General features: G+C 47.4%; 23 protein-coding genes and 1 riboswitch. Of the genes, 12 read left to right on the top strand and 11 right to left on the bottom strand.

The features are described from left to right. Window positions 1-26: 26 nt before the first annotated feature. On the bottom strand, window positions 27-935 hold the full coding sequence (gene yvcK, locus PSI17_RS02580; RefSeq protein WP_273550459.1) for a uridine diphosphate-N-acetylglucosamine-binding protein YvcK: 909 nt from the start codon (window positions 933-935) through the stop codon (window positions 27-29). A gap of 226 nt (window positions 936-1,161) precedes the next feature. Further along, window positions 1,162-1,318: riboswitch (molybdenum cofactor riboswitch) on the top strand. On the opposite strand from yvcK, the gene moaA reads away from it, so the two are divergent. From moaA to PSI17_RS02605, 5 genes are all read left to right on the top strand, one after another. Next, window positions 1,308-2,288: a GTP 3',8-cyclase MoaA gene (gene moaA, locus PSI17_RS02585; RefSeq protein WP_273550460.1), complete on the top strand. Its 981-nt coding sequence runs from the start codon at window positions 1,308-1,310 to the stop codon at window positions 2,286-2,288. Its footprint overlaps the riboswitch before it by 11 nt. A gap of 48 nt (window positions 2,289-2,336) precedes the next feature. Continuing rightward, on the top strand, window positions 2,337-2,816 hold the full coding sequence (gene moaC, locus PSI17_RS02590; protein ID WP_273550461.1) for a cyclic pyranopterin monophosphate synthase MoaC: 480 nt from the start codon (window positions 2,337-2,339) through the stop codon (window positions 2,814-2,816). Further along, entirely contained in the window at window positions 2,813-3,058 is a 246-nt protein-coding gene (moaD, locus tag PSI17_RS02595) for a molybdopterin synthase sulfur carrier subunit (RefSeq protein ID WP_273550462.1), read from the top strand. Before moaC ends, moaD begins: the two co-directional genes overlap by 4 nt. Before the next feature lie 2 nt (window positions 3,059-3,060). Then, window positions 3,061-3,513 (top strand): molybdopterin synthase catalytic subunit MoaE, encoded by a 453-nt coding sequence (moaE, locus tag PSI17_RS02600; protein ID WP_273550463.1) that lies wholly within the window; start codon window positions 3,061-3,063, stop codon window positions 3,511-3,513. A gap of 147 nt (window positions 3,514-3,660) precedes the next feature. Further along, window positions 3,661-4,371, top strand: coding sequence for a Bax inhibitor-1/YccA family protein (locus PSI17_RS02605; protein ID WP_273550464.1), 711 nt, complete (start codon window positions 3,661-3,663; stop codon window positions 4,369-4,371). A gap of 220 nt (window positions 4,372-4,591) precedes the next feature. Here PSI17_RS02605 and PSI17_RS02610 read toward each other — a convergent pair whose 3' ends face one another. From PSI17_RS02610 to cecR, 7 genes are all read right to left on the bottom strand, one after another. Continuing rightward, window positions 4,592-5,275, bottom strand: a complete 684-nt coding sequence (locus PSI17_RS02610; RefSeq protein WP_273550465.1) for a hypothetical protein — start codon at window positions 5,273-5,275, stop codon at window positions 4,592-4,594. Window positions 5,276-5,624: 349 nt separating this feature from the next. Further along, window positions 5,625-5,795 (bottom strand): hypothetical protein, encoded by a 171-nt coding sequence (locus PSI17_RS17315; protein WP_337927200.1) that lies wholly within the window; start codon window positions 5,793-5,795, stop codon window positions 5,625-5,627. A 76-nt stretch (window positions 5,796-5,871) separates the two neighbouring features. Then, the gene (locus PSI17_RS02615) at window positions 5,872-6,978 is read right to left on the bottom strand and encodes an ABC transporter permease (protein WP_273550466.1); all 1,107 of its coding nucleotides are present in this window, start codon (window positions 6,976-6,978) and stop codon (window positions 5,872-5,874) included. A gap of 12 nt (window positions 6,979-6,990) precedes the next feature. Next, window positions 6,991-8,151: an ABC transporter permease gene (locus PSI17_RS02620; protein ID WP_273550467.1), complete on the bottom strand. Its 1,161-nt coding sequence runs from the start codon at window positions 8,149-8,151 to the stop codon at window positions 6,991-6,993. Beyond that, window positions 8,148-9,884 carry an ATP-binding cassette domain-containing protein gene (locus PSI17_RS02625; protein ID WP_273550468.1) on the bottom strand — a complete coding sequence of 579 codons (1,737 nt, stop codon included), beginning with the start codon at window positions 9,882-9,884 and terminating at the stop codon, window positions 8,148-8,150. Before PSI17_RS02625 ends, PSI17_RS02620 begins: the two co-directional genes overlap by 4 nt. A 9-nt stretch (window positions 9,885-9,893) precedes the next feature. Further along, window positions 9,894-10,931 carry a secretion protein HlyD gene (gene hlyD / locus PSI17_RS02630; protein WP_273550469.1) on the bottom strand — a complete coding sequence of 346 codons (1,038 nt, stop codon included), beginning with the start codon at window positions 10,929-10,931 and terminating at the stop codon, window positions 9,894-9,896. Window positions 10,932-11,001: 70 nt separating this feature from the next. After that, window positions 11,002-11,682 carry a transcriptional regulator CecR gene (gene cecR / locus PSI17_RS02635; RefSeq protein ID WP_273550470.1) on the bottom strand — a complete coding sequence of 227 codons (681 nt, stop codon included), beginning with the start codon at window positions 11,680-11,682 and terminating at the stop codon, window positions 11,002-11,004. Between the two features lie 369 nt (window positions 11,683-12,051). Here cecR and rhlE point away from each other — a divergent pair, with 369 nt between their 5' ends. The 5 genes from rhlE (at window position 12,052) to PSI17_RS02660 (ending at window position 18,265) form a co-directional block, all read left to right on the top strand. Continuing rightward, window positions 12,052-13,557, top strand: a complete 1,506-nt coding sequence (rhlE, locus tag PSI17_RS02640) for an ATP-dependent RNA helicase RhlE (RefSeq protein WP_273550471.1) — start codon at window positions 12,052-12,054, stop codon at window positions 13,555-13,557. A 3-nt stretch (window positions 13,558-13,560) separates the two neighbouring features. Further along, window positions 13,561-14,550 (top strand): tRNA dihydrouridine(16) synthase DusC, encoded by a 990-nt coding sequence (gene dusC, locus PSI17_RS02645; RefSeq protein WP_273550472.1) that lies wholly within the window; start codon window positions 13,561-13,563, stop codon window positions 14,548-14,550. A gap of 547 nt (window positions 14,551-15,097) precedes the next feature. Then, window positions 15,098-15,463: a hypothetical protein gene (locus tag PSI17_RS02650; protein ID WP_273550473.1), complete on the top strand. Its 366-nt coding sequence runs from the start codon at window positions 15,098-15,100 to the stop codon at window positions 15,461-15,463. Between the two features lie 62 nt (window positions 15,464-15,525). Then, entirely contained in the window at window positions 15,526-15,771 is a 246-nt protein-coding gene (locus PSI17_RS02655; protein ID WP_273550474.1) for a hypothetical protein, read from the top strand. Window positions 15,772-16,315: 544 nt separating this feature from the next. Beyond that, window positions 16,316-18,265: a hypothetical protein gene (locus PSI17_RS02660; protein WP_273550475.1), complete on the top strand. Its 1,950-nt coding sequence runs from the start codon at window positions 16,316-16,318 to the stop codon at window positions 18,263-18,265. A gap of 113 nt (window positions 18,266-18,378) precedes the next feature. Here PSI17_RS02660 and PSI17_RS02665 read toward each other — a convergent pair whose 3' ends face one another. Beyond that, complete coding sequence (locus PSI17_RS02665; RefSeq protein WP_273550476.1) at window positions 18,379-18,666, bottom strand: hypothetical protein; 288 nt, start codon at window positions 18,664-18,666, stop codon at window positions 18,379-18,381. 81 nt (window positions 18,667-18,747) lie between these two features. Next, a complete protein-coding gene (locus tag PSI17_RS02670; RefSeq protein ID WP_273550477.1) occupies window positions 18,748-19,053 on the bottom strand; it encodes a hypothetical protein in 306 nt (101 codons plus the stop codon). A gap of 249 nt (window positions 19,054-19,302) precedes the next feature. Between PSI17_RS02670 and PSI17_RS02675 the strand changes: the two genes are divergently transcribed. Both PSI17_RS02675 and PSI17_RS02680 read left to right on the top strand, forming a co-directional pair. Next, window positions 19,303-21,438: an RHS repeat-associated core domain-containing protein gene (locus PSI17_RS02675; RefSeq protein ID WP_273550478.1), complete on the top strand. Its 2,136-nt coding sequence runs from the start codon at window positions 19,303-19,305 to the stop codon at window positions 21,436-21,438. A 252-nt stretch (window positions 21,439-21,690) separates the two neighbouring features. Further along, the gene (locus PSI17_RS02680) at window positions 21,691-21,942 is read left to right on the top strand and encodes a GlsB/YeaQ/YmgE family stress response membrane protein (RefSeq protein ID WP_273550479.1); all 252 of its coding nucleotides are present in this window, start codon (window positions 21,691-21,693) and stop codon (window positions 21,940-21,942) included. A 177-nt stretch (window positions 21,943-22,119) separates the two neighbouring features. Here PSI17_RS02680 and sseA read toward each other — a convergent pair whose 3' ends face one another. Continuing rightward, complete coding sequence (gene sseA, locus PSI17_RS02685) at window positions 22,120-22,959, bottom strand: 3-mercaptopyruvate sulfurtransferase (protein ID WP_273550480.1); 840 nt, start codon at window positions 22,957-22,959, stop codon at window positions 22,120-22,122. Window positions 22,960-22,968 lie beyond the last annotated feature (9 nt).

Below are 22,968 nucleotides of genomic sequence, written 5' to 3' on the forward strand. Positions count from 1 at the left end.
TGAACGTGATATCCAATCAGAAATAGCTAACCCAATTGTTGCAGGGTATGTTCAATGGCCTGACGCAATAATTCACGGTCATGGCGGTAAGGAATATCCTGTGCTTCCAAAACTTGTTGGGTCACAATCCGGTCGCTGAAAGGGCTGGTATCAGTACGCGGGCCGACAATCAGCGCGTTAATCATCTTGCGGCCAATTTTGTTCTCCATGATATCCAGTTTATCTTTTAACGAGAGTCCGGCAGCGGCATGGCTGAGTTCTTTCCCTAAGTTACCGATATAAATCACGTTTGCATTACTGCGGCGCAGGGATTGTGTCAAATCTTCCAATAACAACAATGGCATCAGGCTGGTGAAAAAACTACCGGGGCCGATCAAAATCAAATCGGCTTGCTCAATGGCATCCAGGGCTTCTTTCGTGGCGTTGACATGAGGGTAAAGCAATAGCTCCTGTGGCACACAATTGAGCTGATCGATATTCACTTCGCCATACACGGTATTGCCTTGATCATCGACAGCCATTAAATCAACCGACTGCTCGGACATAGGAATCAACTGTGCATTGACTTTCAGCAGGTTGCGGATCAGGTTAATCGCCTCAAGCGGGCGGACACTTAAATGGTCCAGCGCTTTCAACATCAAATTGCCTAAATTATGCCCAGATAATTCGCCGTTGCCACTGAACCGATATTCAAACATGGCAGAAGCGATGGTGGGTTCCGTGATTAACTGATTGAGGCAATTACGCATATCGCCCCACGCGATCCCACCTTCCGAGCGGCGTATTCTACCGGTTGAGCCGCCATTATCCGTTGTCGTGACTATGCCGGTCAGGCGGGCGCCAAGGGAAGAAAGAGAAGACATAACGCGTCCAAGTCCATGACCACCGCCGAGGGCGACAACGCGATCCAAATCAGCTAATGTGCGATTTCGCATAGGATTCCTGTTACTGGCTAAATGTAAGGGCTTTAATAAATCGCATGTAATCTATCACAAAATAGGATGCGTTCAGAAATATCGCCGGAAGCTGATGTTATCACCATTAGTTAACTCGTTGTATAATAAGATGGATATCGATTATGGCATTCGCTTTTTGTTATTTTAAGCGTTAGAATCTCCGGCTGGCGCACCGCTTCCCGCGCAATGATTCATATAAAAATTTAACGGATATTAACTCCTAGCCTCTGTGTCTAAGTCGCTGTTCTATCAAATGGATACCACATTGATATGATGCTCTGGCCGTGGCTCCTGAGTCACCAAGATGCAAGGTAGAAATGCCGGCATCTCCCGTACTTGGAAGGTGTTACTGTGGAACAACTCGTCGATGTATTCTCGCGCAAGTTCTATTACTTGAGATTGTCTATTACCGATGTGTGTAACTTTCGTTGCACCTATTGTCTGCCTGATGGCTATCGGCCTCATGGCCACAAATCATTTCTTTCCCTGCCAGAAATTCGTCGCGTCAGCCGGGCATTTGCTGAACTTGGCACAGAAAAAATCCGACTGACAGGCGGAGAACCTACCCTACGCCGTGATTTCAGCGACATTATCTCAGCGGTTCATGAAAACCCACAAATCAAAAAAATTGCGGTGACAACGAACGGCTACCGCATGGAGCGGAACGTTTCCCAATGGAAACGGGCTGGCCTGACCGCGATTAACGTGAGTGTTGATAGTTTAGATCCCCGTCAATTTTACGCCATTACCGGACAAGATAAGTTTTTCCAGATCATGCGAGGTATTGACGCGGCTTTTGAAGCGGGATTCAACACCGTGAAAGTGAATGTCGTGCTGATGAAGAATGTGAATGATACCAACCTGCCCGCTTTTCTTGATTGGATTAAACCGCGTTCTATCCAGTTGCGCTTTATTGAACTGATGGAAACGGGGGAGGGCAGTGATATTTTTCACCGCCATCACCTTTCTGGTGAAGTGATCCGTCATCAACTGCTGCAACAGGGGTGGCAACAGCAACAACGTGCGCGGAGTGACGGGCCGGCTCAAGTTTTCCGTCATCCCGATTATCAGGGAGAAATTGGCCTTATCATGCCGTATGAAAAAGACTTTTGCCAAAGCTGCAATCGCCTGAGAATATCCGCCATCGGCAATTTGCATTTGTGCCTGTTTGGTGAACAGGGCATTCCATTGCGTGATTTATTGTCGGATGACGCATCACTTGCTGAGTTGAAACTACGTATTCAAGGTGGCTTGCGCCATAAGCGTGAAACGCATTTTCTACATCAGGGTGACAGCGGCATTACCCCGAATCTTTCTTTTATTGGCGGCTAACTTAGCGGCAAAGTTTATTTTTCAGATGCAATTTTTCAGGAGTAAAGCATGTCTCAATTAACCCATATCAATACGGCGGGTGAAGCGCATATGGTGGATATTTCTGCCAAAGCAGAAACGGTGCGTGAAGCACGGGCAGAAGCATTTGTGACAATGCAGGCTGAAACGTTAGCCATGATTGTTGCCGGCGATCACCACAAAGGGGATGTTTTTGCGACTGCCCGTATTGCGGGTATTCAGGCGGCGAAGCGGACATGGGAATTAATCCCGCTTTGCCATCCACTGCTGCTCAGTAAAGTTGAAGTCCAACTGGAAGCACAAGCAGAACACAATCGGGTCAGAATCGAATCCTGTTGCCGTTTAACAGGGAAAACCGGTGTGGAAATGGAGGCTCTGACCGCGGCATCGGTAGCGGCTTTGACCATTTACGACATGTGCAAAGCCGTGCAAAAAGATATGGCCATCGGGCCTGTGCGTTTGTTGGAAAAAAAGGGTGGCAAATCAGGAAATTTTAAGGTGGAGGCATGATAAAGGTACTGTTTTTTGCGCAAGTCCGTGAATTGGTGGGTACGGATTCACTTGAACTGCCTAGCGACTACCCAACGGTTGCACACCTGCGTCATGCACTGACCGAAAAGGGGGAACGCTGGGCGCTGGCATTGGAAGAAGGTAAAGTGTTGTCTGCCGTGAATCAATCTTTTACTCATGCAGGATATGCCTTGAATGAGGGTGATGAAGTGGCTTTTTTCCCGCCGGTGACGGGGGGATGACAATGGAACATACGCGGATCAGTGTTCAGCGGGAGACATTCAATGTTGGTGAAGAATATCAATGGCTCGCGCAATGTGATGAAGATGGCGCGGTTGTGACGTTTACCGGAAAGGTTCGCAACCATAATCTGGGCGATCATGTTAAGGCACTGACCTTGGAACATTATGCCGGCATGACAGAAAAGATGTTGCAGAAAATTGTTGATGAAGCCCGCGAGCGTTGGCCCCTGCAACGCGTCAGTGTTATTCATCGCATTGGTGAATTGTATCCGGGGGAGGAGATTGTATTTGTCGGTGTTACCAGTTCTCATCGCAATATGGCCTTTATGGCAACGGAATTCATCATGGACTATCTGAAAACCCAGGCCCCATTCTGGAAAAAAGAATCCCTTGCAGAGGGAGAGCGTTGGGTAGGGGCGAGACAGAGTGATCAAGACGCGGTGAAGCGCTGGTAACGGGATAGATAAATAATATGTCACTGAAGTAGTCATTAATTGGCGGATGGTTTTATTAATGTTCTATGCTAATGTATAACTTTTGAGTAGATTGTTTATTTTTAAACATTCTTAATCCCTAAACATTGTTATGAAAAGGTAATCGTCATGGACCGATATCAACGTTCTAATGGTTCGATTGTTCAGAAAGCGGGTTCTGGTATACAAACGTACATGGCGCAAGTCTACGGTTGGATGACTTGTGGCTTGTTGTTAACAGCATTTGTTGCATGGTATGTGGCAAATACCCCTGATCTTTTAGACGCTATTTTCAGTAGCTCCATTGTTTTCTATGGCTTAATCATTGCACAGCTTGCATTGGTATTTGTCCTGTCTGGTTTGGTGCATAAAATGAGTGGCGCACTGGCGACTGGGTTGTTTATGCTGTACTCCATGCTGACCGGGTTGACACTTTCCAGTATCTTTGTGGCTTATACCAGTAGTTCTATTGCCAGCACTTTTGTCATTTCAGCGGGTATGTTTGGTGCATTGAGCATTTATGGTTATACCACCAAGCGTAGCCTGAGCGGTATGGGTAGTTTCCTGTTTATGGGGCTAATCGGTATTGTTCTGGCTTCTTTATTAAATATCTGGCTGAAAAGCTCGGCATTGATGTGGGCAATCACCTATATCGGTGTGGTGGTTTTTGCCGGCCTGACAGCATACGATACCCAGAAGCTGAAAGAAATGGGTGAGCAATTAGATGTTAATGATAAAGAGAACTTGCGCCGATACTCGATTACAGGTGCACTGACGCTATATCTCGACTTCATTAACCTGTTCTTGATGTTGCTGCGTATTCTGGGTGATCGTCGGTAGTTATTGATATATCTAATCATTCTTTAATATAAAAAGCCCTGCACCAGCAGGGCTTTTTACTTATAGACAATTAAACACCAAAAAACATCTAATTTCCCTGATATTAACGATATTAGGAACGACCATTTAGGCAACGTTGGATTGCCTGTGAGAAGAAAAGTTTTGCTCTACACGTTGGTATTTTATTTAAGAATAATCAACATATAAAATGCGCTATCTATTATCGTATAGGGTAGTGAGTAAAATCTATAAATTCACTATACGATACATTTATATGACTATTATTAAGTTCCATTAATTGATAAACCTGTGGTTTCGTTGGTGAAGTAATTCCTTTCTGTGTGAATAAATATTTTTCTTGTGCATGCCATTTTAGCATTTTAATTTTCCATTCAAAAGGATATTTATGTGAACGACAAACTATATTTGCCCAAGGATCGCATATCCATACCTCTGAGTTTTCATGCTGTTTGAATAATTCATTCAATTGATGTTGGTAATTGTTCGATAATACCACAAAAATATGACCGAAATCATTTGAATTAGAACAAACACTGACAAGTGAAATATTAAATGGCTTTTTGTATAACTCAAAAATAAATTTTGAGTTTTCTACTAAGTATTCTAGAGCCATATATGAGAATTGATCACAATTACCCACGTTGTTGTTGCCTTGTACTCTAAGAAGAATACTGTTCCTTTCATACGGATTACTTGTTATCGGAATTTCATTTAATGTCCTTGAAAACAGTTCTTTCTTCATATGCCAATTTTCTAATGAATAAAATTGACGTTTGGGTTCTGGTAATCTCTCAGGTCTTAAGTAAAGTTTGTTTTCGGACTTTAAGTTAAATAAATTCCTTGAATGATTTGATGCATTTTTAAGAATAGTTTCTATGGACATATTATTTATCTTAATTAATGAGTTTATATGATGGTTGTTTAGATGTATTTTAATGTATGTTATTTTTTATAAAGTTGATTTTATGAAAAATATTAAAGTAATAGATTACTGTTCCCGCATAACTTGAATATATCATTATGATAAAAATCTATTTATTCCATTAGACCAAACAATAGCTATAAGTTAAAGTATATTGAAGGTTAAGTACGTGATGGAACAGCCAATGATGGCATAAGATAGCGAAATTTCCTTTGGAAAGCAATTAATAGGTAATTTATCATTATCAAGTAATTGCTAATAGTAGTGTGTAAATTTACAGGTATTTGGTAATGCTTTGAACTTATTTCATTTATACCTTTTTTAACCCACCTAATAAAATATCAAGAGCCTTTAAGGCTTCGGACAAAGCCATATTATGGTGTTGATGTTTGGCAATCCACAAAGCGGTATCCATGAGTCCTCCATTGATTAAGCGCGCCAAAATTTCAGGAGAAGTAATTAGATACTCCCTAAAAAACATTAAGAAAGAGAGCAGACTTTATCAATATCCGTTCTCTTTCCTATTGGTTAGAGTGTTATGTTGAATAAAGGGGTTATCAAGCAATTTGACGACGGAACAACCGATAAGCAATCCCTCCGGTTGTTGCCGTAATGACCAACAAAGGCCATAAATTGGGCCAAATAACCGCTAAATCCGCGCCTTTCAAATAAATTTGCTTGGTGATATCCGTAAAATGTCGAATGGGGTTAATCCAGGTGATGTCTTGTAACCAAACCGGCATATTCTCAACCGGAGAGATATAACCAGAAAGCAGAATAGCGGGCATCATAAATACAAATACGCCAATAAACGCTTGTTGCTGGGTGGAGCAGACCGCAGAAATCAGCAGACCGAAACCCACCAGAGATAATCCGTAAATTAACATGCAGCCATAAAATAGCAGCAATGAACCGGCGAATGGAATTTGATAAAACAGGGTGCCAATCAGCAACACAATGCTTGCCTGCATCGTCGCGACAACTAACGCCGGAATGGCTTTGCCAAGGAAAATTTGCCACGTCGCCAATGGGGAAACCAGCAATTGATCCAGTGTTCCCTGTTCCCGCTCACGTGCGACCGACAGTGCCGTCACGATGAGCACGCCAATGGTGGTAATCATGGCAACCAGTGACGGTATAACGAACCATTTATAATCCAAATTCGCGTTATACCAGTTACGAATAATTAACTCACTGTTATTGAAATTGGCGCTATTGCCCAATAACTGTTTCTGATAATCCAGCACGATTTGCTGGATATAGTTGGCAGCAATCTGAGCACTGTTTGAATTACGCCCGTCCAGCAAAACCTGAATTGAAGCCGGCTGATGATTGGCGAGATTAGCACTGAAATTTTGGGGAAAACGCACCAGTAATAGCGCCTTACGGTTATCCAGCGTCGGGCGGATGGCTTGCGAACTGGTCAGCAAAATAACATCAGGGAAGGCTTTCGATTTTGCCAGCCGTTGGGTTAATTCAATCGATGCCTGCCCTTTATCCTCGTTATAAATGGCTATGGTGGCGTTCTTGACTTCCAGCGTTGCTGCCCACGGAAACAGGATCATTTGTATAATCACGGTCAAAATCAAAATATTCCGTGTTTGTGGCTCTCTCAAAAGAGACTGCAACTCTTTCATGATGAGGGTATACAGACGATAAAACATGCGCTTTCCTTTTTAATCCAGATGCCGACGGGTTTTCCACGCGGTCAAGCCGATAAAGACAATGGAACTGGCGATTAACAGGAGCAGGTTGGTCATCAATACCGTACCAATATTGCCAGCCAGAAAGAGTGTCTGTAGGCTGCTGACGAAGTAACGTGCAGGTATGACATAAGTTGAAGCCTGAATAAGCACAGGCATACTGTCTATCTCAAACACAAAACCAGACAACATGATGGCAGGTAAAAACGCCGCATTGAGCGAGATCATCGCCGCATTGAACTGATTGCGTGTCAGGGTAGAAATCAGTAACCCCATCCCCAAGGCGGTAGCCAGATAGAGGCTGGAGACGAGTGCCAATAGCCAGAGTGAGCCGCGATAGGGAACGCCCAGCACAAATACCGTGAATATCATGCAAAGTACCATGACAAAAGATCCCAGTATTTGATAAGGCAATAATTTGGCGAGCAGTAATTCGGTGCGGGTCACTTGGGTTGAAAGCAGCGCTTCCATGGTTCCGCGCTCCCATTCACGGGCGACCACAAGTGAGGTAAGAATGGCACCTACCACGGTGATGATAATTGAGATGGCCCCGGGAATGAGAAAATGCCGGCTGATGGCAGCGGGATTAAACCAATAGCGAATTTCCGTATCAATCAAGGGTGTGGTCGATATCCCACGATTTTGCCCTCGTTGTTGTAACCAAATTTGCCAGATGCCTTTGGTATAACCCTGAACAAAATTCGCGGTGTTGGGTTCACTGCCATCGGTGATCACCTGAATGGGCGCGTGGCTGCCTGCGCGGGCAAGCCGGGCAGCAAAATTGACAGGGATGACGATAATGCCCCGGATTTGGTTTTCCTGCATTTTTTTGATTAAAAGCTGGCGGTTGTCGCTGATAGTGGCCTCAATATAGGGCGATCCGGTAAATACATGCACTAACTCACGGGCGTCTTCGCTCTGTTGTTCCATTAAAATACCGAGGCGAAGTTTGCTGGAATCCAGATTAATGCCATAACCAAAAATAAACAGCAACATCAAAGGGATAACCACTGCAATCAACGCACTGCTGGGATCACGGACAATCTGCTTAGTCTCCTTGATACAGAGTGCTTTCAAGCGACGCCATGAGAAACTGACCGCTTTCTGGGCGGTTGCCTGTTCAGAATGACTCATTGCGGCTCCTTATCGTAGTTCACCACGAGATCGATAAAAGCCTCTTCCATGGAAGGATTCGGGCGCTCATCCGTTGCGACCAGTTGTTTCAGTTCATCGGGCGTGCCGGCTGCAATCAGTTTGCCACGAAATACCAGCCCGATACGGTCACAGTATTCTGCTTCATCCATAAAATGGGTGGTGACCATCACGGTTACCCCTTTATCCACCATGCCATTAATGTGCAGCCAAAATTCGCGGCGGGTCAGCGGGTCAACGCCCGAAGTCGGTTCATCCAAAAACAGAATATCAGGCTCGTGCATTAATGCGCAGGAAAGGGCGAGCCGCTGCTTAAATCCGAGCGGAAGGCTGTCCGTCTTTTGGTATAAAATTGACTCAAGATTGAAGGCATGGATCATGCCGGTCATCTTTTCTTGTTGATGGCGACCTTTCAGCCCATACACACCAGAAAAAAACTTAAGATTTTGCTCAACCGTCAGGTTGCCATACAGTGAGAATTTTTGCGCCATATAGCCAAGGCGCTGGCGAGCCTTGCCTGAACCGGTTTTTAAATCCATGCCCAGAACCAGTGCCTTACCCGAAGTAGGGATCATCAGGCCACACATCATTTTGAAGGTCGTTGATTTTCCGGCACCATTCGGCCCTAACAGGCCAAAAATTTCCCCCCGTTTCACCTGAAAATCCACATGGTCGGTGGCCGCAAAATCGCCAAATTTTTTCGTCAGGTGACGGGCTTCGATCACGGTTTCTGTCGGGTTTGGCGGAATTTGCGGCATGATCTCCGCTAATTCGGAGCGATGGGACGGGCCGCCACCCAATAAATCGATAAAGGCATCTTCAAAGCGCGGTTCGGCATCGAAGATATTGCCCTCAGGCAGCCCGATTTGCTGGAGTAATGTGTTTTTATCCGCTTGTTCTTTCAAGATCAGGCGGACATATTTCCCCTGAATGACACCATCCGTCACTTGGGGCAGGGTGAGGGCTTGTTGCAGCGTTTTGCGACGGGCACCTTGTTTGACATCAAGCAAAAATGATCGGCCAGCAATCCCTTGCGTTAAATCTTGTGGCTGGCCGCGATAGAGCAACTCACCCCGATTCATCAACAAAACATCACGACATAACTCAGCTTCATCCAGATAAGAGGTACTCCACAGGATCAACATACCGTCAGAAGCGAGCTCATGTACCATTTGCCATAATTCACGACGGGCGATGGGATCAACACCTACGCCCGGTTCATCCAGAAGTAAAACCTTTGGGCTACCCAATAAGGTACAAGCCAGCCCCAGTTTTTGTTTCATGCCACCGGATAATTTCCCCGCCAACCGTGCGGTAAAACGGGTTAAGTCCGTAAAGGTCAATAACTTCTGAAAGGTTGTTATGCGCTCCTCACCCAGTACCCCACGGAGATCGGCATATAAAGTGAGATTTTCCATGACAGTCAAATCTTCATATAAGCCAAATTTCTGCGGCATGTAACCGAGTTCAGAACGGACTTGAACACTGTCCTTGATGGGATCAAGCCCCATAATTTCAATGTTGCCGCTATCAGGCTTCAACAAACCGGCCAACATTCTTATCAGCGTGGTTTTTCCCGCGCCATCTGGACCGACAAGCCCCGTCACTGATCCGCCCTGAATTTCGGCTTGCAGATGAGAGACAGCAGGTACGTCCAATCCTGAAAACGTTTTCTCCACGCCGTTCAGTTTTATCGTATAAGCTGAACTGGTCATGTGATCGCCTTATTTGCTTGTTTTAGTAAGATTTGTTGCAGGAAGACTGGCTTCGGTTAAATTTGCATCGGCAAAACGCAAGGTGACAGGCATCCCTTGTTTCAGGCTTTCATCGGGATCGAGGACAATGATCCTCAGGCGATAAACTAAGTCTGTCCTTAAATCGGGCGTTTCGACATTTTTGGGGGTAAATTCGGCGGTCGGGGAAACAAAACCGATTTTGCCGTGATAGGGTTGATCTTTCCGTCCATCGGTATCAATCAGGATTTCCCGTCCGGCGATAGCCTGATTGAGATTAGGCTCATCAATATAGGCCCTGATCCAAACAGGGTTGGTGAGTGACAGAGTAAAAACCGTATTGCCGGCCGCCAGCATGGTGCCCGGCTCAATGGCCCTGGTCAGGATCATCCCTGCTGATGGCGCGGTGAGTTGGGTATCTTTCAGATTGAGTTCAGCTTGTGCTACAGCAGCGTCTGCCTGAATAAGCTGGGCTTTTGCCGCCGCAATTTCTTCCAAGCGATAACCTGTTTCGAACTGCCGCAATTTATCTTTTGCCGCTTGGTAAGCGGCCTGTGCTTGATTGCGTCCGGTTCTGGCATTTTCCAGATCATTGGCTGAGATAGTTTTGCTTTGCCACAAACCTTGCTGGCGTTTCAGGAAACTGTCGGCAAAACGAAATGCTGACTCTTTTTGCGCCACTTCAGAACGTACCTGAGCGATCTCCTCACTGCGATAACCCGCTTTCGCCTTGGCAAGATTTGCCCTGGCGACATCACGGGCTGCTTTGGCCTGATTCAAGGCATTAATAAAGGGGGCATCATCAAGGCGACCCAGCGCCTGACCGACCGTAATGGCATCACCTTCGTCCACGTGTAGGGAAGCCAGCTTACCTGCCACTCGAAAACCCAGATTGACAGACCTGACATCGACATTGCCATACAGGGTCAACTCCCTGCTATTTTGTTCCTGATAATAGTAGATACCAACAATCGCACCGATAACAACAATGAGCGCCAATAGGGCAAGAGCAAACTTTTTACTGTTCATACTATCCCTTATGCCTTGTTCAATGGATACCCTCCCCACAGAATAGGGGAGATAATAAGCTGTTTTCGTCTTATGATTTCTTTCTTAATCCATCAAGCAATAAATTGATGTGTTGAGATAAAACCTGATTGATTAATTCGTATTCCTTGGCACCAATATTGTCCCATCCTGTCTGGCGTAGTAAGGCTTCCCTGGCCAGACGAAAAGACAGGATCTCACCCAATAAGGCATGGGTGTGGATCTGGGTTGAAATGTGGCGTTCATCTGCGCCGATATAATTGGCGATGAGTTTATTCAGCCGGGAATAGATGGGGGCGAGTCCCTGTTCGTGCATGACACTGTAAGCCTCTGTGGGTGTCAATTGTTCATGGGACATGATCCGACTGATATTGATACTGCTTTTCTCAAAAATCAGCCGGTTATAGCTCACCATGCCCTGATGAATCAATGCCAGTATCTGGTCTTGTGGATAGGGTTTCGGCGTTTCATCGAAAAAACGGTCAATCACTTCAATGAGCGGGGAAAACTCCGATTTCAGCTTATCGGCAATATGTTGCACGACTGCGAGGTATAATCCTTCTTTGGAACCGAAATAGTAGGCGATGGCGGCAATATTTTGCTGTGCACGTTGGGCAATGTTGCGGGTGGTTGCACCATCCAGGCCTGATTTGCCAAAGATTTCTATTGCTGCTTCGAGCAGTTGTTGCTTGGCTTGTTCGCCCCGTAATGTCTGAGCTGTCTTCGCTGCCATGTTTAACTATTTCCTGTTACAAAGAATTTTCGGGAATGCCAAAAAATATATCAATCGTATGATTAACTTTAAGGCTAAAGTCATTCGAAGTAAAGTTGACACAAATTGTCTTTTTAATAGACGTCCATAAAAAATAATCCGCCTGTTTTCACTCACTTTCTATGGCGAAAGCGATTCAGCCGGTTTTTATTTAATTTATTGGTTTCTTTAGGTCTGCGTGGAAAGACATATCTGTTATAATCCCACGTTATTATTATGGCACATTGCAGTTTGTGTAATTTCTCTGCGTTTTATCGCGTCTGTTTTCTTCCCATAAAACTGCCCCTGAATTGATATCAGGAATGGTGAAGTCTGGAGTATTTCTTATTTATGAATTTTGAGTCCCTCGGCTTGAAAGCTGATATTTTGCGTGCCGTCGAAGAGCAAGGCTACGTGGAACCTACCCCTATTCAGCAGCAGGCCATTCCTGTTGTGTTATCCGGCAAAGATCTACTGGCCAGTGCCCAGACAGGCACAGGCAAAACAGCAGGATTTACGTTGCCTATCCTGCAACTTTTGAGTGAATTCCCGACCCAAGGAAAAGGTCGCCGCCCGGTTAGGGCATTGATTTTAACCCCGACCAGAGAGCTGGCGGCTCAGGTGGGTGAAAATGTACGTGATTACAGCAAACATCTCAGATTACGTTCGTTTGTTGTCTTTGGTGGTGTCAGCATTAATCCACAGATGATGAAGCTGCGTGGCGGGGTAGATATTCTGGTTGCAACCCCCGGGCGTTTGTTGGATTTAGAGCACCAGAATGCAGTCGATCTTTCCCACGTTGAAATTCTGGTGTTGGATGAAGCCGATCGCATGCTGGACATGGGTTTTATTCACGATATTCGTCGTGTTCTGAACAAACTGCCAGCAAAACGCCAAAATTTACTCTTTTCTGCGACATTCTCCGATGAAATTAAAAGCCTCGCCAATAAGTTGCTGAAAGAACCCGTAAGCGTAGAAGTGGCACGGCGTAATTCGGCCTCTGAACAGATTGAACAATCCGTCCATTTTGTGGACAAAAAGCGTAAGGGTGAATTGCTCTCTTACATGATCGGCAGCCAGAACTGGCAGCAGGTATTGATATTTACCCGAACCAAACATGGGGCAAACCGGCTGGCGGAACAGTTGAATAAAGATGGTGTGACTGCCGCAGCGATCCACGGTAACAAGAGTCAGGGAGCGAGAACCCGTGCGCTGGCTGATTTCAAGACAGGGAACATCCGTGCGTTGGTCGCCACAGATATCGCGGCGCGTGGACTGGACATTGATCAATTGCCACATGTCGTCAACTATGAATTGCCAAACGTTGCCGAAGATTATGTGCACCGCATTGGCCGTACCGGGCGTGCAGATGCGACTGGGCAGGCACTGTCACTGGTGTGTGTCGATGAACACAAGCTGCTGAAAGATATCGAGCGCTTATTGAAGCGAGAAATTCCGCGCATTGCCATTCAGGGTTATGAACCTGATCCTTCTATCAAGGCAGAACCTATTCAGAATGGGCGCAATGATCGTGGCAACCCTTCACGCGGTAACAACCATTCGCGTGATAACAACAAGTCACAGAGTCACAACAGCCCACGTGACAACAGTTCTCGGAGAAATGGCTCTGGTGAAAACCATTCTCATGGCAATAGCCCGTGGGGTAACAGTTCTCGCGATAATCATTCACGTAGTGAACAGCCCCGCAGTCAATGTAGCAATGGCAAGCAAGGTCATGCCAAATCAGATCATGTGAACCAAAATGGTGATCGTCCACGTAACCAAGGGACACCATCGCGTCAACGTCGTCAACGGATCAGCACCAAAGCACCACGTGCGGCGTCGTCGGGAGAGTAATCCATGCGCGTTTTGCTGGCGCCGATGGAAGGTGTCTTGGATTCTCTGGTCAGGGAATTGTTGAGTGAAGTCAATGAATATGACCTGTGTATCACAGAATTCCTGCGTGTGGTTGACAGCTTACAGCCGGTAAAATCTTTTTACCGGCTGTGCCCTGAGCTGCGTCATCAGGGTCGCACACCGTCGGGAACACCGGTCAGGGTTCAGCTTCTGGGGCAACATCCTTCATGGTTGGCAGAAAACGCGGTCAGGGCGGTTGAGCTGGGATCATGGGGTATTGACCTGAACTGTGGCTGCCCTTCCAAGGCGGTGAATGGCAGTGGTGGTGGGGCTACCTTATTGAAAGATCCCGAACTCATCTATCAGGGTGCCAAGGCCATGCGTGAAGCGGTGCCCGCCCATCTGCCGGTAACGGTAAAAGTACGTCTGGGATGGGATTCTGATTCACGCCAGTTTGAGATTGCGGATGCAGTCCAGCAGGCGGGTGCGACTGAACTGGTTGTGCATGGACGAACCAAAGAAGATGGTTATAAGGCAGAGCGTATCAACTGGGAGGCGATAGGCGAGATCCGGCGTCGCCTTTCTATTCCTGTCATTGCCAACGGCGAAATTTGGGATTGGCAAAGTGCTCAGGCGTGTATCAACACGACAGGATGTGATGCTGTGATGATCGGCCGTGGTGCACTGCATACGCCAAATTTAAGTCGGGTGATTAAATATAACGAACCAAAGATGCCGTGGAGTGGCGTACTCAAGTTATTGCAAAAATACACTTATCTGGAAAAACAGGGTGATACGGGGCTGTATCACGTTGCCCGAATCAAGCAATGGTCAGGGTATTTGCGTAAAGAGTATCGTGAAGCAGATGCGTTATTTATGCAGATCAGGGCATTAAAAACCTCTGCTCAGATCGCTGATGTTATTGCTTCTGCTGTAGATAAATGTTTACTGCGGCAGCGGTATCTTACCAAAGAATCCCCGATTTTCTGTTAACCAAACTATTTTCCTCCAGTTACATTGGGTGACATCGCATACTTTTATCTATTGAGGATAAATAAAATACATACTATTTTCTTATAAATCAGGAATAATACCGATTAAATCTAATTTATCTTACTATAAAGGTTTTATAGAGATAGATTGGATTTATGTTTAATTATCATTATGAAAAATAAACTGACCCATTTTTTCTTCTCATTTAAATCAAGATTAATTTATCTATTTTTATTTATATGATGAAATAAACATTAGTATATAAGAGAATATGGTAAATAGGCTTTTTCACCACTGGAAAATCTGGCCGTTTTGACTATATTTATACTCTAAAGGCCATTGCGTGAGTCGCTTGTGACTTATAACTGAAAGTATTTAAAATGGATTTTTTGGTAAAGTATAAATATATTTAATTTTTATAAATAGAGGGAAATCTTCCAGTTATTAACTTATTGAAATTTAATGTAACGAGTTGTTGTTAATAAGGCGACATTCTAATATCTATTGTTATTTCGTCAATGATTTTATTAAGTTAGAGGAAAAATATATGAAAAATTCTCAAGATAACGATCAATCTGGAACTTGGCATGGGCTAACTGTATTGAGGATAAAATTACGTCAGGTAAGTAATGAGGCCGGTATCTTTGCTAACGGAAGAAACAGGGTGATTGTCGATGTTTATATTCAAGGCACTGATTCTGATAATAATCAGGTATTAGTTCCAAGTAAGATTCTTTTACAGCATACTTGGCTTATTGATTATGACACAGGGGAAAAGTTGAGCTGGCAGGCAGCGGAAAGCAGTAATTTTACCTGGGCTTATACGGATGAATTAATGAATTTACTGCAACGCCAGGAATTTCATCTTTTACTCATTATGAGGAAAATGGCAATTATAAATTCAGTAAAGTGACTTTTTATCTATACTGCTCACCTGCGGCAGCGAATAAAATAAAACAAGTGGCGGCCTTGGTAGTGGCACCAGATAACACAAAATACTCTTCTGCATATGGAAAAGAATTTGATTCATGTATCCAACTTAACGCTAAAGCTGAAATGCTTTATATGGTATCTGATCTAGATATGGAGACTGAATTAGTCGATTCACATATAGAAGATTTAAAAAATGGCTTTAATTGGGCCCAGTCTAATACATATGTAACAATAAAAGATTCGCATGATCTCTATGAAAAACGACGTATTATAAAATTAGACGATTAAGGGGGATATGTTGATAAAGTTCATCAGCTTTATCATGATAATTTTCCGATTGTAACTGTTTTTTATTTTGCACATTTCCTTTGGTCTCTAGGAAAACCAAGGAAAGTTTCCATAGGCCGAACTGATTGGTTTGGACTGTCTATTGATCATGATTTAGAAATCGAAATTGGACAAAAAATTGACTCGCTTTGTTTTACTATAATAACTCTTATTTCTCTTTCTAATAATCCTAGAATACAGGATACTTGGTATGATGATTTTTATATTACCATTTATGATCAATATGGAAATACAGGGACATTTCTTGTGGAGCCACGAAATGATAATAACGACGAAAAAGCCAAAATTCATCTTAAAGATAAAATTTCGCCTTAAAGAGATTACATATTGAATCTGGGATAGTTACTGCTTAAATAAACGAGAATGTTTGCTCTCTATATAACGTTTTTTTGCCCGTTGCCGTAACGAGTTTTTCTTGCACATCCTTTATTGATGAAATGAGAAAAACCCATTTCCCCATAAAATCAAAAAGTGAGGCAGCAAAATGCAGAATGATTTTTTCTCGCAGGCCCACAATTTCCAAAGTGCGGCCGCCGGCAGCGTCGATCCCCGTACCGGCCTGTTTACGTATACCCTGCTGATTGCCCAGTTAACCGGCAATCATCACCTTGGCCCGGCCCAGACCATCGCACTGGCGTACAGCCCGCTGAATAGCGGCAACCGCGGGTTCGGTATCGGTTTTTCCCTGGGGCTGACCCAGTATGACCGCCAGCAACGGGTGTTAAGCCTGTCCACCGGCGAGCGCTATAAGGTGGATGAATACGCGGATGCCGTCTACCTGAAACAGTATAAGCAGGATGTGGTGCGGTTTGAAAAGGATGTGGCCCAGAATGTCTACCGCGTGATCCACAAGTCCGGCACGGTGGAGGTGCTGACCGGGCCGGACAATGCCTACAGCCTCAAGGTGCCGACCCGGATAATCAGCCCGCTGGGGCATGCCCTGACCTTGGCATGGGATCATCATGTGGGGGCTGTCCAGGGCCTGACGGCGATCACGGATGACACCGGGCGGGTGTTGTTGAACGTGCACTATGAAACCGGCAGTTACACCCGTTTCTCGGTCTGGCCGGGGACGACGGAGGCTTACACGATCCGGGTGCAGTTTAAGAACGACCGGGTGAGCCGGGTGCAAAAAGAGACCCCGGGCGATAAACCGCTGGTTTGGGCGCTGGGGTATGACCCCGAGAGCCGGTTCTTAACCCGGATCGCTTCCCCGACCGGGTTGACGGAGCAGGTGAATTATCTCGCCCGGGGTCACCGGTTTCCTGACGGGGCACCGCTGTCGTATTTACCGTATGTCACCCGCTACACGCAATTTCCCGGCCACGGCCCTGAGATTGTGCGCACCTATGAATACACCGGGGCGAACTTTCTCGGTCACGGCGCGAAGGGGCGCTGGCACCCGGATGAGGACTACCTTTACGGTACCCTGAGTGATTACCGGTATGGCTCGACGGAACACTGGGATAACGGGACATCACAACGCCATATTACCCGGCGTTATAACCAATACCACCTGCTGGTGAGCGAAACCACGGAGCAGAACGGCTGCAAGCGGGTGCACCAGACGGACTATTATGCCCGGGTGGGGCATTCGTTTAAGGAACAACCGCCCCAGTTCCAGATGCCTAAAACGGCCACGGTCAGCTTTAATGATGCCCCTGACGGGGAGGTGATGCAGACGGAGTTCGATGAAGCAGGGAACCCGACCGTGCAGATAACGCCGGACGGCACCCGCACGGACTGGGTCTATTACCCGGCCGGCGAGGCCGGCAGGAAAGACAAGAAAGACAAGAAAGACAAGAAAGACAAAAAAGCCGGTGGCAGCCCGGCGACCCGGCAGGATTTTGTGCGTTTTGTCAAATCCAAAACGGTCACCCCGGGCAGGGCCTCACCGGCGGGGAGCCATGAGGATGCGCCGGTGCATCAAACCGTTTATCGCTATGGGACGTTACCGACGCTCCCCGGTGCGCCTAGTGACGATGCGGTGGTCTGTACCTATCAGGGCGAGTATGGCGCCGGCCGGTTGCTGCATGAAAGCCATATCTGCTACGTGAATGACGTGAATTCCCCCGATCACGGGCGCGTCCAGCGCATTGACGGGACAAAACATGCCCTGCCGGAAGACGGGCTGGCCGCCGGCAAGGCCTGGACGAGTAGCCAAACCTTCCGCTATGCGCTTGAAGGGGAGGCGCTGGTCAAAAGCACCCAATGGATCGGGCATGACCGGCTCAGCCGGACGGCCCAGCGCCGGCAATCGCAGGTCAGCGGCCAGCTGTGGCATGAAGTGGATAGCCAGAAATGCACGGCGCGTATGACTATGATCACCTTGGCCGGCTCCTCACGCAGGCCAGCAATGCGCATACCGACTATGCCCAACAGGTGCAGTATGCCTATGCCATTGAAGATGAAGAAAAAGAAAAGGGGGCGGTGACCACCACGAAAACCGATGTGTGGGGCAACCAGGCGCGCGTGCACTTTGACGGGCTGGGGCAACCGTGCCGGCAGGCGGTGCTGGAGAAGGGACAGGAAGCCGGGGGCTGGCGGTCACTGTCTGACACGGCGCGGGACAGTTGGGGACGGGTGATCAGCCAGACCCATTATGACTGGCTGCCGGTGGGAAACGCCACTGGCCAGACCCCGGTGGTGCCGGTGCCGGTGGCGGTGCAGCAGCGTTTTGAATACGATGACTGGGGACACATCCACCGGGTTATCCGGGACACGGGCGAGCTTATCCAGCACGATTATGATCCGGTCACCCGCACGGCGCAGATAACCCGGCAGGCGGAAGGGGTACTGTTCAGTCGTTGCAGCGTGGTGTATGACCTGCGTCACCAGCCGGTCACCACCACCCTCTATGACAGCCAGGGCAAACAATACAGCCAGCAACAGCATCAGTATGACGGCCTGGGCCGGTTACGGGCTACCGTTGACCCCTCGGGGCAAAAAACCGAATACAGCTATGACCTGTTTGGCCGGGTTTCCCGCATCCGGCACAGCGACGGCACGGTGATCCAAAAATCCTACGCCCCGTTCAGCCCGGGCAACCTGGTGACGCAGATTCAGGTCGGCGATATTATCCTGGGAACCCGCGAATTCGACAGCCTGCATCGGGTGATATCGACCACCTGTGGCGGGCGGACCTATCACGCCCATTATCAGCAGGACAGCCCGTTGCCCGACCAGATCACCGATCCGCTGGGCAATACAGTCACCCACCACTATGAGCCGCAGTTAGGCAACGCCCTGACACAGGTTGACGCCGGGGACATCCGGCAGCGCTTTGCCTACGACCCGAAGACCGGCGCGATAAGCCGGGCGAGTGCCGTCGGGCAGCTGGACCACGGCAGGCACTATACCGCCGCCGGCCGGTTACAGCAGGAAACCTTCCGTTTTGAGGACGATGGGGCGGATGCCGCTCAGAAGGACGCGGCGCGGACGGCCGGTTATGCCTATTCGCCGGGGGGACAGTTGACGGGGTATCAGGATGTGGCGGGGAACTGCCGGCAGGTGAGTTTTGATCAGTATGGCCGTCCGGTGGCGGCCAGTGATCCGGCGATTGATATCGCGCTGACCTACGACGCGGCCAGCCGGGTCAAGCGTTGGCAGGTGCATGACAAACCGCATGACCGGCGGTTAACCACCACCGTGGATTTTGATGACTTTGGCCGGGAGGTCAGCCGGCAGATCCAGACGGGCAGCGACACGCTGACCCTCGAACAGGGTTATACGGTCAACGGGCAGGTGGCCTCGCGCACGACCCGTTCCCAACAGGCCGGCCTGTTGCGGCAGGAAACCTACGGGTATGATCCCGCCCGTTACTGGCTAGTGGCATACGATTGCACCGGTGCGGAATGTCCAAGGGATGCGTACGGTTTTAGCCTGGCCGGGCAGCGTTTTACCTATGACGTACTGGGGAATATGCTGACCTGTACCACGACACTGGCGGACGGCAGCCGTGACACGGCGACCTTTGCCTACAGCCCGTCCGATCCCTGCCAGTTGCAGACGGTCACCCACACCCATCCCCGGTATCCGGCCACGGTCACCCTGGCGTATGACGCTGCCGGGCGCCTGATCCAGGATGAAGCCGGGCGCCGGCTGACCTATGACGCACTGGGGCGGCTGGCGGCGATCCATCAGGGGGAGAGCGCCGGGACTTATGGCTATGATGCCGCTGACCGTTTGGTGCTACAGCACATCGGCACAGGCAACACCCACGAACTCTATTATCAGGGGGCCGCGCGGGTGGCAGAAATCGTGCGCGAGCAGGGCACCGTGACCCGGCTGTTGCAGGCGCACGGCACCACGGTTGCCACGGTGACGGGGGCGGAAACCCATGTGCTGGGCACGGATAACCACGGCAGTGTGCTGGTCAACCAGCACGGTGACGGCACCGAAACCCGTTATCGTTACTCGCCTTATGGGCAGCAGGACCCCGCGGAACAGGGGGCGGATATCCCGGCCTATAATGGCGAGCGGCTGGATCCGCTGGCGGGTGGCTATCACCTGGGCAACGGGTATCGGGCCTATAACCCGGTCCTGATGCGCTTCAATGCCCCCGACAGCGAGAGCCCGTTTGGTGCCGGGGGCATCAATGCCTATGCCTATTGCCTCGGTGATCCCATTAACCGGATGGACCCGACCGGGCATATGAGTTGGGGCGGTATTTTTGGGATAGTGCTGGGGGCGATCGGGTTGGTGGTGGGGATAGCGCTGGCGATCCCGACCGGGGGCGCATCGCTGAGCGTCAGTGGGGCGATTATCGCCGGGGTGGGCGCGCTGGCGGATATCACGGGAATTGCCAGTGCGGCCACCGAAGACAGCAACCCGCAGGCGTCCGCTGTGCTCGGCTGGGTATCCCTGGGGCTGGGGGTGGCGAGTCTGGGTGCCATCGGGGCGGTCGGGATTGCCAACGGCTTACAGCGGCTGGGCCGGCGGCTAACCGGCGCGTTTGGTGAGGGACTGTCCGGCCGGGGAGCTGCGGGATCGAGTCTGGCTTCCCATTCAGTATCAGGAAGTAATGATTATGAAATCGCGTTTAGGCATGCTATGAGCGATAATAGGATTATGCAAATTGAAAACCCTGTTGGCAGCGGTATTTATACTGTAGGACTCGAAACTAACGGATTATTGCCTGAGGGAGGAGAAGTAGAATACTTGAGAAGAGCACTATTCAGGCCAAGAGGGGATAACTCCACAATAGAAATTGTCAATAATACCACTACAGTAGGACAGGTCTCTCAAGTACCATTCAATATTTCAAATGAAGATTTTGAAAAATTATATTTGCCCTTTATAAGTACTGGCATATTAAATACTCGTGATATAAGTTCTTCTGTTACTAATATTGTTACTGGTTTTCGCCATATCGTGCTTACTAACATAAGAAACGTATCAGAATTTAATGTTAGTACAATGAATATAATGAAAAACATTTGGGGAAGAACCGATTTTTCTCGTTTTAGTGTCAATGAGTGGCTATATCATGAATTACGATATTTATCGCCTGATCTAAATTTCCCGCAAAATATATTGTTAGATGATAATGCATTTCAATTTTTCAACCAAACTATTATTCAAAATATCAGAGGGTTAAATGCATGAAGTTAAATAATACTCCAAAGTTGTCGAGCACCCCCTTACTCCTTGCGGTGCAAGGAGTAAGGGATACTCATAATTTGAGGGTGTTACTATTATAACATCCTATTTAATATAGAAAAATTTGATCATTAGCCTTCTTACTTATTTAGTGAAATTTTTAAAATTTGCAATTTTTTTCATTAGTGTCTTAACTTAGGGTGTAAAAGCATAATGAAATTCATAACACAATAATCTAAACAATTCTGGAGGTTGCATATGGGTATCCTGTCATGGATTATCTTTGGCCTGATTGCTGGAATTCTTGCTAAATGGATTATGCCGGGAAATAACAGTAGTGGCATCATTATGACTGTGATTTTAGGTATTGTAGGCGCCGTTGTTGGTGGGTATATTAGTACATTCTTTGGCATGGGGAAAGTGGATGGCTTTAATTTAGGGAGCTTCGTTATTGCCGTGATTGGCGCAATCATCGTTCTATTTGCCTATCATAAAATTGCTAACCAATAACCTTATACATGATATCTCTATACACGATATCTCTATACATCAAGATCTCTATACATCAATAGTTTTATACCTCTGCTTTAAGGATTGGAATCCATATGATTAATAACAAGAAAGGGCATGCTATTTGGCTGCCCTTCGTTATTGTTCATCATTTCCAATGAGTTATTTTGCTAATCGTTATTTTTCTAACGGCAGTGAATCATTGGCTCCCCATTCAGCCCAAGAACCATCGTATAATCTTGCTTCTTTGTAACCAATCATATCAAGACCCAAAACTAAAACGGCTGCGGTCATGCCAGAGCCACAACTGGTCATTATCGGCTGGTCTAAATTAACGCCTTGTTGACGGAATATTGCCGCAATTTCTTCTACTGATTTATAACGACCGTTATCAATCAATGCGGTCCACGGAACATTTTTAGCGCCGGGCAGATGCCCCATTCTTAAGCCTGGTCGGGGTTCTGGCACTTTTGCCAGAAAACGCTCTTCTGCCCTGGCATCAATAAATTGTACAGAGGCATTGTTATGCAGTGCAGCAAGGATCTGAGTCTGGGAACAGACTTTTTCAGGCGTCAACTGAGCATTGAAAACTTCGGGGGAACGGGCAACTTTTCCTGATTCGGTGGGATAACCGGCTTGTTGCCAGCCTTGTAAACCCCCTTCAAGAATACGGACATGACGGGCGCCAAAGATTTTGAACGTCCACCATGCCCGCGGGGCGGAAAACATATTTCCCTGATCGTAAATGACCACCAAATGATTTTCACTTATGCCCATGTGACTCACCGCTTGGCTGAATGTTTCTGGTTCTGGCAGCATGTGCGGCAGGTCGGTCTGTCGATTGGCGATGTTATCAAGATCAAAAAACGGGGCGCCCGGAATGTGTTTTTCCAACCAGAGTTGGTGATAATCAATAGATTGGGTGGGCATTGGGGCACTGGCATCAACGACAACGACATTCTCATCAAAGAGATGCTCGTTTAACCATTGTGGATTGACAAAATATTCATTTTTCATGTGCTTCCT

The organism is Xenorhabdus sp. IM139775 (assembly GCF_028598745.1).
In the GTDB taxonomy this organism is placed as follows: Bacteria; Pseudomonadota; Gammaproteobacteria; order Enterobacterales; family Enterobacteriaceae; genus Xenorhabdus.

What these genes read in the sequence shown, in the direction of transcription:
- moaD (WP_273550462.1), top strand. Translation starts at nt 2,813, where the DNA reads ATGATAAAGGTACTGTTTTTTGCGCAAGTCCGTGAATTGGTGGGTACG.
- moaC (WP_273550461.1), top strand. Translation starts at nt 2,337, where the DNA reads ATGTCTCAATTAACCCATATCAATACGGCGGGTGAAGCGCATATGGTG.
- moaE (WP_273550463.1), top strand. Translation starts at nt 3,061, where the DNA reads ATGGAACATACGCGGATCAGTGTTCAGCGGGAGACATTCAATGTTGGT.
- PSI17_RS17315 (WP_337927200.1), bottom strand. Translation starts at nt 5,795, where the DNA reads ATGTTTTTTAGGGAGTATCTAATTACTTCTCCTGAAATTTTGGCGCGC.
- cecR (WP_273550470.1), bottom strand. Translation starts at nt 11,682, where the DNA reads ATGGCAGCGAAGACAGCTCAGACATTACGGGGCGAACAAGCCAAGCAA.
- PSI17_RS02615 (WP_273550466.1), bottom strand. Translation starts at nt 6,978, where the DNA reads ATGTTTTATCGTCTGTATACCCTCATCATGAAAGAGTTGCAGTCTCTT.
- PSI17_RS02680 (WP_273550479.1), top strand. Translation starts at nt 21,691, where the DNA reads ATGGGTATCCTGTCATGGATTATCTTTGGCCTGATTGCTGGAATTCTT.
- rhlE (WP_273550471.1), top strand. Translation starts at nt 12,052, where the DNA reads ATGAATTTTGAGTCCCTCGGCTTGAAAGCTGATATTTTGCGTGCCGTC.
- yvcK (WP_273550459.1), bottom strand. Translation starts at nt 935, where the DNA reads ATGCGAAATCGCACATTAGCTGATTTGGATCGCGTTGTCGCCCTCGGC.
- PSI17_RS02620 (WP_273550467.1), bottom strand. Translation starts at nt 8,151, where the DNA reads ATGAGTCATTCTGAACAGGCAACCGCCCAGAAAGCGGTCAGTTTCTCA.
- dusC (WP_273550472.1), top strand. Translation starts at nt 13,561, where the DNA reads ATGCGCGTTTTGCTGGCGCCGATGGAAGGTGTCTTGGATTCTCTGGTC.
- hlyD (WP_273550469.1), bottom strand. Translation starts at nt 10,931, where the DNA reads ATGAACAGTAAAAAGTTTGCTCTTGCCCTATTGGCGCTCATTGTTGTT.
- PSI17_RS02650 (WP_273550473.1), top strand. Translation starts at nt 15,098, where the DNA reads ATGAAAAATTCTCAAGATAACGATCAATCTGGAACTTGGCATGGGCTA.
- sseA (WP_273550480.1), bottom strand. Translation starts at nt 22,959, where the DNA reads ATGAAAAATGAATATTTTGTCAATCCACAATGGTTAAACGAGCATCTC.
- PSI17_RS02605 (WP_273550464.1), top strand. Translation starts at nt 3,661, where the DNA reads ATGGACCGATATCAACGTTCTAATGGTTCGATTGTTCAGAAAGCGGGT.
- PSI17_RS02610 (WP_273550465.1), bottom strand. Translation starts at nt 5,275, where the DNA reads ATGTCCATAGAAACTATTCTTAAAAATGCATCAAATCATTCAAGGAAT.
- PSI17_RS02660 (WP_273550475.1), top strand. Translation starts at nt 16,316, where the DNA reads ATGCAGAATGATTTTTTCTCGCAGGCCCACAATTTCCAAAGTGCGGCC.
- PSI17_RS02625 (WP_273550468.1), bottom strand. Translation starts at nt 9,884, where the DNA reads ATGACCAGTTCAGCTTATACGATAAAACTGAACGGCGTGGAGAAAACG.